We start from the raw sequence: 15703 nt of genomic DNA on the forward strand, positions 1-15703 counted from the left end.
TCTCTCGTGCGTGGGGGAGGACGGGACGAGCAACGCGCGCTGAGGGCACGGGAGTTCGGTTCCGTGCGATCGTCGAAGAGACTCGCATTGGTCCATACCAATAGGCAAGAGGGGGAGCGGAAAAGCCGGAGCGGCCCCCGGGGTGCCGCACACCCGGAGGCCGCCGTGGAGGGGCGGGGGACGTCAGCCGTTGGCGAGCGCCTGCACGCGCGACAGGTCGCCGTTGAAGTGGTTGTGGTCGCCGACCGTCGGCCCGGACGAGGTGTACTGCCACATCGTGTAGTACAGCCAGCCGGCCGGGAGTTCGCCCACCGTGGAGGCGTACCGCGCGACCCACAGCGGATTGGTCGACCCGAAGCCGGAGTAGTTGCCGGTGCACTGGGTCCACCAGCTGGTCGCCGTGTAGATGACGGCGTCCCGGCCGGTCCGGTACTTGTAGCGGTTCACGAAGTCGCGGATCCAGGCCACCATCCCGGCCTGGGTCTTGCCGTAGCAGGTCGCCCCGTACGGGTTCCACTCGATGTCGAGCACGCCCGGCAGGGTCCTGCCGTCCTTCGACCACCCGCCGCCGTTGTTGACGAAGTAGTCGGCCTGGGCGGCGCCGGTCGTCGTGTCCGGGGTGGCGAAGTGGTACGAGCCGCGGATCATGCCGACGTTGTACGAGCCGTTGTACTGCTGGGCGAAGTAGGTGTTCTTGTAGTAGGTGCCCTCCGTCGCCTTGACGTAGGCCCACTTGACGCCGCTGTTCCACAGGGTGGACCAGGCGACGTTCCCCTGGTGGCTGGAGACGTCCACGCCTTCCGTCTGGGTGGCGAGGGTCGTCGCGTCGCCGACGGGCTTCGCGCCCTTGCCGTCGTGCGCGATCACGCCCATGCCCATGTACGCGGAGCCGCGCACGGGCTTGCCGCCCGGGTCCTGGGCGGCACCGGCGGGGCCGGCGAGGGGCAGGAGGAGGGCCAGGGCCGCGAGCGCGGCGCCGGCGAGGGTCGTTCCGGATCTGTGCACACGCATGCGTGCCTCCGAAAGGCTCGGTGGGTGAGCGATGCCATGCCCTGGTGTGGACATGTCATGAGGACGCTACGCACGTAGACCCGGGTGGCGGAAGAGGGCCTGGATGCCGCCGTTGGTCTACGCCTGCGAAATACTGAAGGAGCTGCGGCGATGGCCGGGGCCGGAAGAAACTTTCAGCGGCCCGAAAGCTGCCGGAGGGTCACCGGAGAACGCGTGGGAGGTGCTGACGTGCACGGAAGCGGTACGGGAAGTGACGGCGGGGTCGCACCGCCCGGCGCCGTCGACCCCGAGTTCCTCGCGCTCGAACGTGAGCTGGCCGTGTTCCTGCGGCGGGCCCGGGCGCAGTCCGGTGAGATGGCGCGCGAGGTGCACCCCGAACTGGAGCCCGCCGCCTACGGTCTGTTCGTGCGGCTCGACGACACCGGCCCCCAGCGGGCCACCGAGCTCGCCGCGTACTTCGGGGTCGGCAAGGCCACCATGAGCCGCCAGCTCCGCGCCCTGGAGGACCTCGGGCTCGTCGCCCGCGACCCCGACCCCGCCGACGGCCGCGCCTCGCTCGTCCGGCTCACCGAGGAGGGCCGCCGGCGGTTCCGGCGCGTACGCGACGCCCGGCGCGAGCGGTACGTCCGCAAGCTCACGGACTGGGACCGCGCCGAGGTCGCCGAACTCGCCCGGCTCCTGAACCACTTCAACGTCCGGTTCGAGGGCTGAACGGCTGCCGCTGACCCGCCGACCGCTCAGCCGTCCGGTCGGAGAGCTGACCCGTCGGCCGCTCAGGCGCCGGGCAGCTCCACGAACGCGGCCGTCGCGTCGTCGTGACGTTTCCAGCGGCGCACCCCGCCCGCCCGCCCGTCCGCCGTCTCCAGGGCCCGTACCCGGTGGAGCAGACCGAGCGGCCCCTCCTTGCGCAGGACGCCGAAGCAGTCCGTCCAGTCGCCCTCGCCGAACAGATCCACCCAGCGACTCGCCCCGTCCGTGAGCGCGGCCAGGGCCCGCACCTCCGCGCGCGGACTCGTCCCGGTCACCGCCCGCTCCGCGACCGCCGGATCCGCCGCCGCGGTGAAGAAGCCGCCCTCCCGGTTCCGCAGCCGGTCCGTCGCCGCCAGGGAACGCAGGACCTCGTCCGGCACCCGGTCGAGCCGGTCGTCGAGCACGGCCCGTACCGTCCCGTCCGGGGACTCCAGGAGCAGGGCGGAGTCGGAGAGTACGAGGTGTTCGACCGAGGTCTCGTTCCAGCGGGCGAGCACCACGGTCGACTGTGGCGTACGCACGTGAGAAAGGTCACAGGTGTCGCGGTGGGTGTCCGCGGTGCGCCGGATTGCCAGCGACAGGATCCCGGACAGGGGCATGTCCGGCCGGGAAGCGGACAGTTCGGTCAAAGCCCCGCCCAGTCGCGCGGTGAACCACGGGACCGTGTGCACGCAACCGTCATCCCCGACGGGTGGGGTGACGCCGTCGAGGAGGACGAGGGTTCCGCCGCGGCCCGAGGCGGGAAGGGCGGCGGCGACCCAGTCCTCGTTGGGGCGTTCGGGGCTGCCGGGGAGGGAGGCGACGTCGCTGCGCATGACGACCAGTGTGCCCGGCCCGGCGCGCTCCTTCACGAGACCTGCAAATGACCGGAAATGGCCTGTACCAAGCCGGTGAAGGCCGCGCGAGAGGCGGAACGGGCACCTCCGCGGAGCTGCGGGCGGGCATCCTGCCAAAGCCCGCGCGGAAGATCCAACCGGGGGCCCTTCGGAGCCCCCGGGGCCCGTCCGGAGAAGTTGTTCGCCAACTCAGGAGTGTTGTTCACTCGTTCGGGTGGCGGAGCGGCCGATGCGCGCCTCCTTCCCAGAAGCGCTGGAATGGTCGGAAGCCGTACCAGGGGTGGGGGCGCTCCATGTGACCGGCCGTCATCTCTGCTTTGTGGGCGGACGAGTCAAGAATGCGAGCACCGGTGCAGATGAAGCGGCCTCGGAGCAAGAACGGCGCGCGGAGCCAGACCCCCGGTGTGACGACGACCCCGGACGGCGGCGCCGCCGCGGCGCCCACCGGCGACGCCACCGCCCCAGGCGCGACCCCGGCCGTGACCACCCCGGCCGGCGCCCCCGCCGGCCGCCCCAAGCGCGTCCGCAACCGTCTGGTCGCCGGCGTCGCCCTCGTCGGCGTCACGGTCCTCGCCGCCGGAGCTCCCGCGATCCTCGCCGCCTCCACCGAGCTCACCGCCTCCCAGCGCCTGGTCACCCTCGCCGAACTCGACCGGCAGGCCGTCACCCTGGCCCACTCCCTCGCCGACGAGCGCGACGAGGTCGTCGCCTACATCGCCGCGGGCCGTGACGCCCAGAGCGGCGACGCCGAGGACAAGCGCCAGGTCACCAGCGTCCGGTCCACCCGGGTCGACCGGCAGATCGACGAGATCCGGCCCGCCGCCTCCGCCGAGCTCCGCCGCGACCTCGCCGGTGTCCCCTCCGTCCGCCGCGCGGCCCTCACCGGCAAGGGCACGGCCCTGGAGGCCCACCGGGCGTACTCGGAGATCATCGGCAAACTCCAGGCCCTCGCCGACGAACTCGCCGACAAGGCCCCGGCCCGCGCCTCCGACGCCGCGCTCACCGGGGCGACCCGCGCCCCCGCCGCCCTCGGCCGCGCCGTCGAACAGGCCTCCGCCACCCGCGGCCTGCTTCTCGCCGCGCTCTCCGTACCGCAGCCCGAGCCCACCGGGGACGTCCACTACGACCCCGAGACCGGCACCTACGTCCCCGACGTCCCCGAGGGCACCGCCGAGGCCGAGCGGGCCCGTGACGTCCTCACCGCCGCCGCCCAGCAGGCCCGGGTCCGCGAACTCGCCGCCCTCGGCGACTTCGACCAGGCCGCCGGCTCCACCGCCCGCGACTCCCTCGCCGCCACCGTCACCGGGCCCGACGTCAAGAGCGCCGAGCGCTCGCTCGCCTCCCTCACCGACCAGCCCCGGCTGACGGAGACCGAGCGCGAGACCGACCGGGCCGGCCTGGAGGCCGCGCTCTCCGCCCGTATCGAGCAGATGCGGGGCGTCGAGTCCGCCCTCGCCACCGAACGGGTCGAACGGCTCGGCGCGCTCCGCGACGACGACGTCACCGCCCTCGAACTGCGCATCGCCTTCCTCGGCGGCTGTCTGATCGTCGCCGTCGGCATCTCCACGTACGTCGCCCGCACCCTCACCCGGCCGCTCGCCGTGCTCCGCATCGGCGCCGCCCGGCTCGCCGGAGCCCCCGAGCCGCAGACGGAGGAGCCGGTCCGCTTCACCGGCCGCAACGACGAGTTCGCCCAGGTCGTCCGCTCCCTCAACACCCTGCACGGGAAGCTCTCGGGGCTCGCCGCCCACACCGAGCGGCTCACCGAGGGCCAGGCGGAGCTCGCCGCGGCCAAGGACGCCCTCGGCGCCGAGCTCGCCACCCAGCGCGCCGAACTGCAGGGCCGGGTCGCCCTCCTCACCGCCGAGCTCGAACGGCTCAGGGGCACCGTCCACCACACCTTCGTCAACCTCTCGCTGCGCAGCCTCGGGCTCGTCGAGCGGCAGCTCGGCGTCATCGAGAAGCTGGAGGAGCGCGAGCAGGACCCGGACCGCCTCGCCACCCTCTTCAAGCTCGACCACATGGCGACCGTCATGCGCCGCCACAGCGAGAACCTCCTCGTCCTCGCCGGGCACGAACACGTCCACGGCCACGCCGGGCCCGTCCCGCTCGTCGACGTGCTGCGCGCCGCCGTCAGCGAGATCGAGCGGTACGAGCGGGTCACCATCCAGTCCCTGCCGCCGCACGCCCAGGTCGCCGGCTTCGCCGCGGACGACCTCAGCCACCTCGTCGCGGAGCTCCTGGAGAACGCGACCTCCTTCTCGCCGCCCGACGCCGAGGTCCAGCTCTCCGGCTGGCTCCTGGAGTCCGGCGAGGTGATGCTCTCCGTGCAGGACGCGGGCATCGGCATGACGGCCTCCCGCCTCGCCGAGCTCAACGCGCGCCTCGCGGAGGCCGACCCGGCCGCCTTCGAGGGCGAGGGCCTCGGCATGCGGGTCATCGCCCTGCTCGCCGCCCGCCACGGCGTCCGCGTCGAGCTGCGGGAGCAGAAGCCGGGCGGCACGGCGGCCGTCGTGGTCCTGCCGGGACCCCTGCTGCCGACCGCCCCGCCGACCACGGTGACGGAGCCCGTACGGGTGGCGGGCGCGGCGCCCTCGCTCCAGCTGCCCGGCTCGGTCGCGGAGGCCAACTCCAACACGCTGCCGTCCCGCACGCGGGACCCGCTCGTGGAGGCGGCGGAACGGGCGTTCCTGGCGGCGGAGGTGAACGCGGCGAAGGAGCAGCGGGAGCCGCAGCCGACGACGCCGGAGCCGCCCCGGGAAGCCCCGCATACGCCCGCGTACGAAGAGATGGCTCCCGAGCCCGCGTACGCAGAGCCCGAGCCCGCGTACGACGCATCCGAGCCCGCGTACGAAGAGACGGCTCCCGAGCCCGCGTACGCAGAGCCCGAGCCCGCGTACGACGCATCCGAGCCCGCGTACGAAGAGACGGCCCCCGAGCCCGCGTACGAAGAGACGGCCCCCGAGCCCGCGTACGAAGAGACCGGGCCCTCGTACGAGGCACCCCTCGGGGAGTCCGTCTCGGAGACCACGCTCCAGGTCCGGCTCCCGGAGCCGCCGCCGGAGCCGGACGCCCACGAGCGCGCCACCGACCCCGCGCCGTACGCGGAGCCGATAGACCCCGCCGCCGAGCCGCCGCACACCGAGCCCCCGGCCGGCTCCGCCCCCTCCGACCCGGAGCCGTTCGACGACCAGTCGGTTCCCGGGCCGCGTCCCGCCCAGTGGGAGCGGATCACGGACAAGGGCCTGCCCAAGCGCACCCCGCAGGTGGTCCGCCAGGCCGGCGCCGGCGGCGCCACCACGCCCCGCAAGGGCGGCGTGGACGCCGAGGCCCTGCGCCGCCGGCTCGGCGGCTTCCACAAGGGCGCCGAGGCCGGGCGCCGCGACGTGGAGGCGGAGATGGACACGGCGCGGACAGAAGACGTAAGGCCTGCACGTACAGAGGAGATGACGGGGGACACAGTCGAGGAGGCACGCAGTTGACTGCGACGGGAACGTTCGGACCGAGCACGGAAGCCCGCAACCTGCAATGGCTGCTGGGGAACCTGGTGGAGGAGGTGCCCGGCGTCCGCTCGGTCGCCGTCGTGTCCTCGGACGGCCTGATGCTGCTCTCGTCCGACCCGGCCACCCAGCAGAGCACGACGGCCGCCGCCGAAGCCGGCCGTCCCGACGGGCCGCGCGGCTCCAGCGCCGACCTGGCCACCATCGTCTCCGGCATCGGCAGCCTGACCATCGGCGCCGCCCGTCTGATGGACGGCGGCGGGGTCAAGCAGACGATGGTGGCGATGGAGGAGGGCAGCGTCTTCGTGATGTCGATCAGCGACGGTTCGCTGCTCGGCGTCCACGCCACGCCCGACTGCGACATGAGCGTGGTGGCGTACCACATGGCGCTCTTCGTGGGCCGCGCCGGTCACGTACTCACCCCCGAAGTCCGCAGTGAGCTGCGCAAATCGTTGGAGAGCACCCAGTGACGTCCGCATCCTCGGCGTATCACGCCCATCGCCTGCCGGTACGGGGAGACGGGCGGCGCCCGGCGCGCGTACGCCCGTACTCGCTGACCGGCGGCCGTACCCGCTTCGGCCACGTCCTGCTCGTCGAGACCTTCGTGGCGGCGCTAGAGGCGCCCGCCGTGCGCAAGGTCCTGACGGACGGCGGGCCCGGCGCCCGCGGTCTGATGCCGGAGATGCGGGCCATCGTCGAGATCTGCCGCCGCATGCGGACGGTCGCGGAGATCTCGGCACTGTTGAAGATGCCGTTGGGGGTCGTCCGGGTGCTGCTCAGCGACCTGGCCGACCAGGGAAAGATCCGTGTGTACGGGACCGGTCACGGCACCGGGCAGCCCGACCGCGCGCTCCTCGAAAGGGTGCTGAGTGGACTCCGTCGTCTCTGACGCCTCCGCCGTCTCCGACTCACCGTCGGTCGCCGGCATTCCCGCGCAGCCCAAGGCCGATCCGTTCGAACGGGATACCGCCGGCCCGGCGGTGGAGGACGGCGCGCAGGACTGGCAGCTCGACCACACCCGTGCCCCGATCGCGACGAAGATCGTGGTCGCGGGCGGCTTCGGCGTCGGCAAGACCACCTTCGTGCGCGCGGTCTCGGAGATCACCCCGCTCCAGACCGAGGCCCTGATGACGCGGGCGAGCGAGGACACCGACGACCTCAGCGCGACCCCGGACAAGCTCACCACCACGGTGGCGATGGACTTCGGCCGGATCACGCTCGACAACGACCTGGTGCTGTACGTCTTCGGCACGCCGGGGCAGCAGCGCTTCTGGTTCATGTGGGACGACCTGGTGCGCGGGGCGATCGGCGCGATCGTGCTCGCCGACACCCGCCGGCTGACCGACTGCTTCCCGGCCCTCGACTACTTCGAGAGCTGTGGGCTTCCGTACATCGTGGCCGTCAACCACTTCGAGGGCACGGAGCTGTTCGAGCCGGAGGACGTCAGGGAGGCCCTGACCGTGCCGCCGCACGTACCCGTGGTGATCATGGACGCGCGCAAGCGGTACAGCGTCGTCGAGAGCCTGCTCGCGATGGTCGCGCACGCACTCGAAGCCACCCCCGAATAGTCCTACCGACACGACCGTCACGCCAGGAGCACCACCCATGCGGAAGATACTCATAGTCGGCGCGGGCCAGTCCGGTCTGCAGCTCGCCCTCGGCCTCCAGTCCTCGGGGTACGAGGTCACCCTCATGTCGAACCGGACGGCGGACGAGATCCGGTCCGGCCGGGTCATGTCCACCCAGTGCATGTTCGACACCGCGCTCCAGCACGAGCGCGACCTCGGCCTCGACTTCTGGGCGTCCCAGGCCCCGCGCATCGAGGGCCTCGGCGTCTCCGTCGCCGGCCCCGACTCCGGCAGGGTGATCGACTGGGTCGGGAAGCTCGACGGGTACGCCCAGTCCGTCGATCAGCGCGTGAAGATGGCCGGCTGGATGGAGACCTTCGCCCAGCGCGGCGGCCAGCTGGTCATCCACGGCGCGGCCGTCGGCGACCTCGACTACTTCTCCCGCAGCTACGACCTGGTGCTCGTCGCGGCGGGCAAGGGCGAGCTGGTCTCGATGTTCGGCCGGGACGCGTCCCGTTCCCCGTACAGCGAGCCGCAGCGCGCCCTCGCCGTCGCGTACGTCCACGGTCTCGGCCCGCGCCCCGAGCACCCGGACTTCGACGCGGTCCGCTGCAACATCGTCCCGGGCGTCGGCGAGCTCTTCGTCATGCCGACCCTCACCACCGGCGGCCGTGCCGACATCCTCTTCTGGGAGGGCATCCCCGGCGGCCCGCTCGACGTCTTCCAGGGCGTCAAGGACCCGGCGGAGCACCTGTCGCTGACCCTTGAGCTGATGGAGAGGTTCACGCCCTGGGAGTACGCGCGGGCCACGAAGGTCGAACTGACCGACGCGGGCGGCACCCTCGCCGGCCGGTACGCGCCGACCGTCCGCAACCCGATCGGCCGGCTCCCCGGCGGCGGCCTGGTCCTCGGTGTCGCGGACGTCGTCGTCGCGAACGACCCGATCACCGGCCAGGGCTCCAACTCGGCGTCCAAGTGCGCCGCCGCGTACCTCGCCGCGATCGTCGAACACGGTGACAGGCCCTTCGACGAGGAGTGGATGCAGGGCGCCTTCGACCGCTACTGGCAGACGGCCCAGCACGTCACCAAGTGGACGAACGCGATGCTGGCCCCGCCGCCGGAGCACGTCCTGAACCTGCTCGGCGCCGCCGGCGGGCTCAAGCCCGTCGCCGACCGCTTCGCGAACGGCTTCGACGACCCGGCCGACTTCGAGAACTTCTTCTTCGACCCGGACAAGGCGGCGGCCTACCTGGCCTCGGTCGCCGCGGGCTGACACCGCGCGCGTCCCGGGGGGACGTGAGAGGGGCGGCGTACTCCGACGTGATGTCGGGGTGCGCCGCCCCTTGCGTGCGTCGCGGGGATGCCACGGGCGGGTCGGGTCAGAGGCTGCGGGCGGTGATGTCGCCGTAGGCGGTGGTGGCGCGGATGTTCAGGGCGGCGGCGGGGCCTTCGGCGTTCTGCAGGGAGTTGTGGATCCGGCCGTAGGAGGTGCCGGCGTCGAGGGTGGCGGAGACCCCGCGGGCCGCGCCGACCTGGATCTCGCCGGCCTCGGTGCGCAGGGTGACCGTGCCGCGCATGGCCTCGGCGACGCGCAGGTCGCCCTTGAGGGTGCTGATCTGCGCGGGGCCGCCCAGCCGGCCGACGGTGATGTCCCCGGCGGCGAGGGTGAGGCGGGCGCCGGCGGTCTCGTCGAGCTTGACCGTGCCCTGCGCGCTCTCGAAGGTGACGTCGCCGAGCCGTCCGACGCCCCGGAGTTCCGCGGTGGCCGCCTTGGCCTCGACACGGGAGCCGGCGGGCAGCTGGACGGTGACCTCGACGGACCCGGGGTGGCCGAGGACCCGGCTCCTGGCCTCGGGGGCCTCGATCCGCAGGACACCGTCGGCGTAGGCGACCGTGACCCGCTCGGCCGCCTTCACGTCACGGCTCTTGGAGGCGTGGGCGGGCCGGATCTCGACGGTGGTGTCGGCGCGGTCGGCGGCGATGAAACGGATCTGCCCGGCGGGGATGTCGAGGACGGCGGAGATCGGGGCGGCGGTGTCGAACTTCTGCATGGTCTCTTCCTTCGGCTCGCTGTTTCTGATGGGTGAAACGCTACGTTGCGTTCACGGTATCGGCAACATAGGTGTAGCGCACGATCTCTATTCATGCAGGTAAGAGCAGTGAAATCGTTGCGATGGCTGTGGCAGGTAACGCAACGACACAGCTCAGGTCATTGCAATGAGCTGATGGCGAACGCTATGACGTGACCTCCGGCGAGGCGCCCGGCCCCGATGGCCGATGATGTGCCCATGCCCCTGTCGAACACCCTGGCCCGCGTGGACGAGGACCTGGCCGCCGGCCGTGTGCCCCTGGCGCGTCAGCGTCTGCGCGGTCTCGTCTCCTCGTACCCCCGGGATCTGACGCTCCGCCGCCGTCTGGCCGAGGTGTACCGGCTCTACGGCGACGCCGCGGAGGCGGGACGCTGGATGTACCTCGAAGAGGACCGGAGCGCCGAGGAGACCGCCGCCTTCGAGGCTCGGTACGGCTCTCCCGGCCGGCGGATGAAGGCCCTCGCCTGGCGCGGCCCCGAGGCGGGGGCCGCCACGGCCCTCGCCGAGGAACGACTGGCGGCGGCGAGGGCGGCCTGTGCCGAGGCCCTGGGGCATCCGGTCGACTGGGACGACCCCGCCTCCTACCGGGAGGACCTGGACGAGCCGCACGAGGCGCCCTCCGAGCCGTGGACGGTCGGCGGCGTGCTCGCGGGCGCCGGCTGCCTGGTCGGGGTCGTCGCCTTCGTGGCGGTCTGGGTGATCGGCGTCATCGCGCTCTTCGACTGACACCCGGGGACGCCGGCCGGAGACGCGCGCCGGAGACGCCTCTCGGAGACACCTCCCGGCGCGTTCAGCCGTGGTCGTACCCCGCGTCCTCGCCGTCCCGCGCTCCCGCCGGAAGCTCCGGCGGGGTGTACGAGGCCAGGACCTCCCCGTCCGGGTCGGGGCGCACCGCCCCGAGCAGCGGGTTCGCCGCGATCGGGGAGACCTTCACCTTCCCGCCCGGACGCGGCGCCTGCACCACGAGGCCCTCCCCGAGGTAGACCGCCACATGCGTGGCGCCCGGGAAGTAGACCACCAGGTCCCCGGGGCGCAGCTCCGCGAGCGGCACCCGGGGCAGGGTCGCCCACTGCTCCTGGCTGGTGCGCGGCAGCTCCCGGCCCGCCGCCGCCCACGCCTGCTGCGTCAGCCCCGAGCAGTCGTACGCCTCCGGGCCCTCCGCCCCCCATGCGTACGGCTTGCCGATCTGGCCCACCGCGAACCGCAGCGCCGCCGCGCCCGCCCGGGACGGGGTGCGCCGGCCGTCGAGGACGCCGGAGCCGAGCAGTTCGCGCTGCGCGCCGGCGGTCTGTACCCGCTCCAGCTCGGTGAGCCGGGCCACCTGCTCGGGGGAGAGGGCGGCGAGCAGCTTCTGGACGTCCGCAAGGCGGGCCCGTACCTCGTCGCGCCGGGTGCGCTGGGTGGCGGCGAGGGTCTGCTGCCGGTCGAGCGCCTTGCGGGAGGCGCCCGCCAGCGCGTCCGCCTGCCGTTCGGCCGCCACGAGCCGGGGGACGGCCGCGGCACGGTCGCGTGCGGCCCGGGCCAGCAGATGGCTCTGGTCCATGGCCGAGCGGGGGTCCGGGGCGAAGAGCAGCCGCAGGTAGGAGGAGAGTTCGGACCGGCCCTGGTACTGGTCCCGGGCGATCCGCCCGGCCGCCGCGCGCCCCCGCGCCAGGGCGGTCCGGGCGGCGGTGAGACGGGCCGTGACCTTCTTGGTGTCGGCGGTCTGACGCTTCAGCGCCTCCTCGGCCGCGTTGAACCGCTCGGTGGCCTCCTCGGTCTGCCGGTAGAGCGTCCGCAGCCGGGTGAGCAGGGCCGAGACGGAGTCGCCGCCGGGGGGAGGGAGAGCGGCGCCGTCGTCGAGGGGGTCGGAGGCGGAGGCCGAGTCACCTGACTCAGGTGACTCAGGTGACTCAGGTGACTCGGGTGACTCGGGGGTACGGGCGGCCTCCGGGTCTCCCGGGGCCGGAACCGGGACCGGCACGGCGGGATCCTCGGCGTCGGCCGGGTCGGCCGGGTCGGCCGGGTCGGCAGCGCCGGCCGTGGCGTCCGGGTCGTCAGGATCCGCCGAATCCGCCGCGTCCGCCGCGTCTGCCGAATCCGTCCCCGCACTGAGGCCCTCCCGCGCGGCCGACGCATACGCCTCCGAGTCCGGATCGACGGGTCCCACGGGCTCCGCCGCCGGGTCGGCCCAGGCGATCGGGGCCTCCGCCGAGGGGTCGGCCGGTGGTTCGGGTGCCGCGCCGCCCGCCGGAACCGTCACCCCGGTGAACGTCGCCGCCGCGGCGAGCGCCCCCGTGCAGACCGTACGCAGCAGCCTCCGCGACACGTCACCACCTCCACGGGGATGATGACGTGTCACTTCATCTGATTACCGTATGAGCGAGGGCGCGTCCGGCGCCCTCACCCGTTCGGCTCATCGCCGTGCTCGGGCCGGGCCGTACCACCGCCCGGCTTCGACCACGGCCACCTCAGCTCGCGCCGCTCGCGGCCCCCGGGCGCGTACTGGTAGACCCAGCCGCGCTGGAGCCCGAGCCGCTTCGTGTATCCGGCGGGCTCGCGCCGGTACGCGTACAGCGTCGGCGGGCGTCCGTCATGGGCCGGGACCGGCACCTCGTACCACTTCGGCGGGTGGCCGGTCGGGCCGAGCAGGATCGGCAGGACCCGGCCGTCGAGGGGGCCGCCACGGAAGGGGGTGTTCTCGCTTCTCACCCCACCAGTCTCCCCCGCCTCGGGGTCACAGCAGGTGGGCCGCCTCGCCCACCACCGGGATCACCCGGCGGGCCAGCCGCGCCACCGGCCCCTCGGGCGTCTCCTGGGCGAGCAGCCGCCCCACGACCCGCGCCGTCTCCTCGTCGCTCGCCGTGGTCGCCGCGAGCAGCGCGACGAGATGGTCGACGAGCCAGTCCCGCAGCTCCCCGGCCGGGGGCCGCTTGTCCTCGTCGAGCCAGATCAGCGAGGCGGCCTCCACGGCGGCGATCCACGTCCGCACCAGCATGCCGAGCCGGGGCCCCGGCCGCCCCACCCCCAGATGGACGAGGATCTGCTCGGCGGCGGCCCGCCGCACCTCGTCGACGATCGCGGTGGTCCGGGAGGTCTCGGCGACGCTGCCGCCCCGCAGCAGTGCGCTGAACCCGGCGTCGTGCTCGTCGACGAAGGCCAGATAGCGGTCGAGCACCCGGCCGAGCCGCTCCGTGGGCGGCCCCTCCGGAGGTTCGGTGAAGCACCGGTTCAGGGCGTCGGCGGAGGAGCGCAGGGCGGCCTCGTACAGCTGCTGCTTGCCGCCGGGGAAGTAGCGGTAGACGAGGGGCCGTGAGACGCCGGCCGCCTCGGCGACGTCGTCGAGCGAGACGTCCTCGGGCGTCCGGTGGGCGAAGAGCTCCTGGGCGGCGTCGAGGAGCTGCCCGCGCCGCTCCTCGACACTGAGCCTGCGGTACGCGGGAGTGGCGGCACTCGTCATGCTCCGCAGCGTAGCCGCGCGGCCCACGGGCCAGGTGGCGGGAGCCGGGGGAGAAGCGTCTCCGGCCCGCACCTCAGGCAAGGAGTCCGGAGGACTTCCACAGCCGGCGTCCAGGGCCGCGCAGGACGCCGATGTCGTCGAGGAAGTCCGTCAACCGCTTGGCTCCCGAGCGCATGACCTCGCTCCGGTGTCCGCTCGCCCTCACCTGGGCGACGGCCTCGCGCCGGTCCAGACCCACCGCCTCGTACACCTCGGGGTTGACGAAGCAGGTGGAGAAGACCCGGGCGGCCTCGCCGCAGCTGAGCCGGGTGAGCTCCTGCTCCCAGCGCGGGGCGGTCACCATCTGCCGCCGCAGCTCCTCACGGGCGTACCGCACATGGCGGGCCTCCTCGACCACATGGATGCGGGTCACCCCGCGGACGAGGGTCTGCACCCGCTCGTCCGGGAAGGTCAGGCGCTGCATCCAGTCGAGGATCTCCTCGCCGAGCAGGGTCGCGGCGAAGGAGCCGGGGGTCGTGGAGACGGTCTTCAGGATCCGTGCGAGGTTGTGGTAGAGCCTCGGCACCGGGTAGGCGGGGGTGTCGCTCCGCCGGATCAGCCGGGCGAACATCATCGAGTGCCGGCACTCGTCGGCGATCTCGGTGAGGGCGTAGCTGACGTGATGGCTGGTCAGCGACTTGTCGTAGATGTGCCGGACGAGCAGCTGCATCAGGATGATCTCGAACCAGATGCCGAGCGAGGCGAGTGAGGCGGCCTCGTGGCGCGAGAGCGCGATCCGCTGCTCCTCGGACATCCGGCGCCACAGGGGGGTGCCGTAGAGGGAGACCAGCTCCGGCGGCCAGAACCACTTGTCGTCCTCGAAGGGCGCGTCCCAGTCGAGCTCGGTGTCCGGGTCGTAGGAGTGCCTGCGCGAGGACTCCAGGAGGCGTGCGGCGACCTGTTCACGGTCGCGCAGCGGCCCCAGGGCGTCCCGGAGGAGGCCGAAGTCGGGCTCGGTGAAGGGGGTCATGGGGAGGCACCTCGCTGCGCTCGCCGTCGCGGTTACCGGGGGTTCGCTCTTTATGAGACTGCCCGTCAGCAACACCGTCAATCCCTTGCGCGCGACTTGTTGACGACTCGTCTACCACCGTGTGAGCCTGACCGGAGGACCCGCGGCGCGCGCACCGTCACCACCGCACGCGCACCGCGCAGGCCCACCACCGTGCTCGTACAGCGCAAGCCACCACCGCAGGCCCCTCACCGCACTCGCACCACCGCAACGCACCACGGGAACGGCCCGATCCCCCCGAAGGAGGCGTCAGTGTCGACGCGCGACCTCTACACCACGGCCCCCGCCACCCCCACCTGGCAGGTCCCGGCCACCGGCGCGGCCCGTCTCTCCTGGGAGTACGAGGACGGCCGCGAGCGCCTCCTCGCCCTCTACCAGAAGGGCAAGGACAAGCAGTGGGACGGCGCCACCAGGATCGACTGGGACCTGGAGGTCGACCCGTACGACCCGCTCGGCACCCCCGACGAGGCCGTGTCCCTCTACGGCACCCGCCACTGGGCGAAGATGACCGAGAAGGACAAGGGCGACCTGCGCCGGCACTACGCCTCCTGGCAGTTCAGCCAGTTCCTCCACGGCGAGCAGGGCGCCATGGTCTGCGCCGCCCGGATCGTCGAGTCCGTCCCCGACCTGGACGCCAAGTTCTACTCGGCCACCCAGACCATGGACGAGGCCCGGCACGCCGAGATCTACGGCCGCTTCCTCCACGACAAGATCGGCATGCTCTACCCGGTCAACGACAACCTCCAGGACCTCCTCGGCGACACCCTGCGGGACTCCCGCTGGGACATGCCCTACCTCGGCATGCAGGTCCTCATCGAAGGCCTCGCCCTCGCCGCCTTCGGCATGATCCGCGACACCACCGACAAGCCGCTGCCGAAGCAGATCCTCGCGTACGTCATGCAGGACGAGGCCCGGCACGTGGCCTTCGGCCGGATGGCCCTGCGCGACTACTACCGGCAGCTGACCGACGCCGAACTCCGCGAGCGCGAGGAGTTCGTCATCGAGGGCTGCTACCTGATGCGGGACCGGCTGCGCGGCGTCGAGGTCCTGGAGAACTTCGGCATCCCGAGGAAGGAGGCGGAGGAGCTGAGCGAGCAGAGCGAGTTCCTGCACCTCTTCCGCAAGCTCCTCTTCAGCCGGATCGTCCCCTGCGTCAAGGACATCGGCCTCTGGGGCGAACGCCTCCAGAAGGCCTACCTCGACATGGGCGTCTTCGAGCTCGGCGACTCCAACCTCGACCTGCTGATGACCCAGGACGAGGAGATCGCGGAGGCACTGGACCGCGAGCGGTTCGCGGCGGAGGAACAGGAGCGGGTGGCAGAGGTCGAAGAGGCGATCGCGGCGGGCGCGGGGGAGGAGTAGGGGGTGTCTTGTCGATCACGCCACGAGGAGCGCCGCCGGCCCGGCAAGAAATGACACACCCCAGCCTGCGGGGTGGGGGGGGCGGGGGGGCGGGAAACC

Annotated in this window: 15 protein-coding genes; 8 read left to right on the forward strand and 7 right to left on the reverse strand. The window is 72.8% G+C overall.

All coding sequences use genetic code 11. The features are described 5' to 3' along the window. Nucleotides 1-183: 183 nt before the first annotated feature. Nucleotides 184-1011, reverse strand: a complete 828-nt coding sequence (locus tag ACZ4VK_RS32130; RefSeq protein WP_468359889.1) for a lysozyme — start codon at nucleotides 1009-1011, stop codon at nucleotides 184-186. A 228-nt stretch (nucleotides 1012-1239) separates the two neighbouring features. On the opposite strand from ACZ4VK_RS32130, the gene ACZ4VK_RS32135 reads away from it, so the two are divergent. Continuing rightward, the gene (locus ACZ4VK_RS32135; RefSeq protein WP_468360198.1) at nucleotides 1240-1722 is read left to right on the forward strand and encodes a MarR family winged helix-turn-helix transcriptional regulator; all 483 of its coding nucleotides are present in this window, start codon (nucleotides 1240-1242) and stop codon (nucleotides 1720-1722) included. Nucleotides 1723-1784: 62 nt separating this feature from the next. Here ACZ4VK_RS32135 and ACZ4VK_RS32140 read toward each other — a convergent pair whose 3' ends face one another. Further along, entirely contained in the window at nucleotides 1785-2576 is a 792-nt protein-coding gene (locus tag ACZ4VK_RS32140; protein WP_468359891.1) for a hypothetical protein, read from the reverse strand. A gap of 371 nt (nucleotides 2577-2947) precedes the next feature. Here ACZ4VK_RS32140 and ACZ4VK_RS32145 point away from each other — a divergent pair, with 371 nt between their 5' ends. The 5 genes from ACZ4VK_RS32145 (at nucleotide 2948) to ACZ4VK_RS32165 (ending at nucleotide 8938) form a co-directional block, all read left to right on the forward strand. Continuing rightward, on the forward strand, nucleotides 2948-6079 hold the full coding sequence (locus tag ACZ4VK_RS32145; protein ID WP_468360201.1) for a sensor histidine kinase: 3132 nt from the start codon (nucleotides 2948-2950) through the stop codon (nucleotides 6077-6079). Next, nucleotides 6076-6567, forward strand: a complete 492-nt coding sequence (locus tag ACZ4VK_RS32150) for a roadblock/LC7 domain-containing protein (RefSeq protein WP_468359894.1) — start codon at nucleotides 6076-6078, stop codon at nucleotides 6565-6567. Before ACZ4VK_RS32145 ends, ACZ4VK_RS32150 begins: the two co-directional genes overlap by 4 nt. After that, nucleotides 6564-6986, forward strand: a complete 423-nt coding sequence (locus tag ACZ4VK_RS32155; protein WP_468359897.1) for a DUF742 domain-containing protein — start codon at nucleotides 6564-6566, stop codon at nucleotides 6984-6986. Before ACZ4VK_RS32150 ends, ACZ4VK_RS32155 begins: the two co-directional genes overlap by 4 nt. 91 nt (nucleotides 6987-7077) lie before the next feature. Continuing rightward, entirely contained in the window at nucleotides 7078-7665 is a 588-nt protein-coding gene (locus tag ACZ4VK_RS32160) for a GTP-binding protein (protein ID WP_468360204.1), read from the forward strand. Nucleotides 7666-7702: 37 nt separating this feature from the next. Continuing rightward, the gene (locus ACZ4VK_RS32165) at nucleotides 7703-8938 is read left to right on the forward strand and encodes a styrene monooxygenase/indole monooxygenase family protein (protein ID WP_468359900.1); all 1236 of its coding nucleotides are present in this window, start codon (nucleotides 7703-7705) and stop codon (nucleotides 8936-8938) included. Nucleotides 8939-9044: 106 nt separating this feature from the next. Here the strand turns inward: ACZ4VK_RS32165 and ACZ4VK_RS32170 are convergent, their stop codons facing one another. After that, on the reverse strand, nucleotides 9045-9716 hold the full coding sequence (locus tag ACZ4VK_RS32170) for a DUF4097 family beta strand repeat-containing protein (RefSeq protein ID WP_468359904.1): 672 nt from the start codon (nucleotides 9714-9716) through the stop codon (nucleotides 9045-9047). Nucleotides 9717-9953: 237 nt separating this feature from the next. On the opposite strand from ACZ4VK_RS32170, the gene ACZ4VK_RS32175 reads away from it, so the two are divergent. Continuing rightward, a complete protein-coding gene (locus ACZ4VK_RS32175) occupies nucleotides 9954-10481 on the forward strand; it encodes a DUF6584 family protein (protein ID WP_468359907.1) in 528 nt (175 codons plus the stop codon). Between the two features lie 64 nt (nucleotides 10482-10545). On the opposite strand, the gene ACZ4VK_RS32180 is transcribed toward ACZ4VK_RS32175, so the two are convergent. From ACZ4VK_RS32180 to ACZ4VK_RS32195, 4 genes are all read right to left on the reverse strand, one after another. Further along, complete coding sequence (locus ACZ4VK_RS32180; RefSeq protein WP_468359910.1) at nucleotides 10546-12063, reverse strand: C40 family peptidase; 1518 nt, start codon at nucleotides 12061-12063, stop codon at nucleotides 10546-10548. Between the two features lie 74 nt (nucleotides 12064-12137). After that, nucleotides 12138-12446 (reverse strand): hypothetical protein, encoded by a 309-nt coding sequence (locus ACZ4VK_RS32185; protein ID WP_468359913.1) that lies wholly within the window; start codon nucleotides 12444-12446, stop codon nucleotides 12138-12140. Between the two features lie 25 nt (nucleotides 12447-12471). After that, a complete protein-coding gene (locus ACZ4VK_RS32190) occupies nucleotides 12472-13194 on the reverse strand; it encodes a TetR/AcrR family transcriptional regulator (RefSeq protein WP_468359916.1) in 723 nt (240 codons plus the stop codon). Nucleotides 13195-13267: 73 nt separating this feature from the next. Next, nucleotides 13268-14203 carry an AurF N-oxygenase family protein gene (locus ACZ4VK_RS32195; protein ID WP_468359919.1) on the reverse strand — a complete coding sequence of 312 codons (936 nt, stop codon included), beginning with the start codon at nucleotides 14201-14203 and terminating at the stop codon, nucleotides 13268-13270. A 291-nt stretch (nucleotides 14204-14494) separates the two neighbouring features. On the opposite strand from ACZ4VK_RS32195, the gene ACZ4VK_RS32200 reads away from it, so the two are divergent. Continuing rightward, complete coding sequence (locus tag ACZ4VK_RS32200) at nucleotides 14495-15604, forward strand: ferritin-like domain-containing protein (RefSeq protein WP_468359922.1); 1110 nt, start codon at nucleotides 14495-14497, stop codon at nucleotides 15602-15604. Nucleotides 15605-15703: the final 99 nt, after the last annotated feature.

This window comes from Streptomyces sp. NPDC028711 (assembly GCF_055565415.1).

Bases quoted from the DNA above. Each gene is read 5' to 3' on its own strand.
- ACZ4VK_RS32140 (WP_468359891.1), bottom strand. From the start codon at position 2,576: ATGCGCAGCGACGTCGCCTCCCTCCCCGGCAGCCCCGAACGCCCCAAC.
- ACZ4VK_RS32175 (WP_468359907.1), top strand. From the start codon at position 9,954: ATGCCCCTGTCGAACACCCTGGCCCGCGTGGACGAGGACCTGGCCGCC.
- ACZ4VK_RS32170 (WP_468359904.1), bottom strand. From the start codon at position 9,716: ATGCAGAAGTTCGACACCGCCGCCCCGATCTCCGCCGTCCTCGACATC.
- ACZ4VK_RS32165 (WP_468359900.1), top strand. From the start codon at position 7,703: ATGCGGAAGATACTCATAGTCGGCGCGGGCCAGTCCGGTCTGCAGCTC.
- ACZ4VK_RS32190 (WP_468359916.1), bottom strand. From the start codon at position 13,194: ATGACGAGTGCCGCCACTCCCGCGTACCGCAGGCTCAGTGTCGAGGAG.
- ACZ4VK_RS32130 (WP_468359889.1), bottom strand. From the start codon at position 1,011: ATGCGTGTGCACAGATCCGGAACGACCCTCGCCGGCGCCGCGCTCGCG.
- ACZ4VK_RS32195 (WP_468359919.1), bottom strand. From the start codon at position 14,203: ATGACCCCCTTCACCGAGCCCGACTTCGGCCTCCTCCGGGACGCCCTG.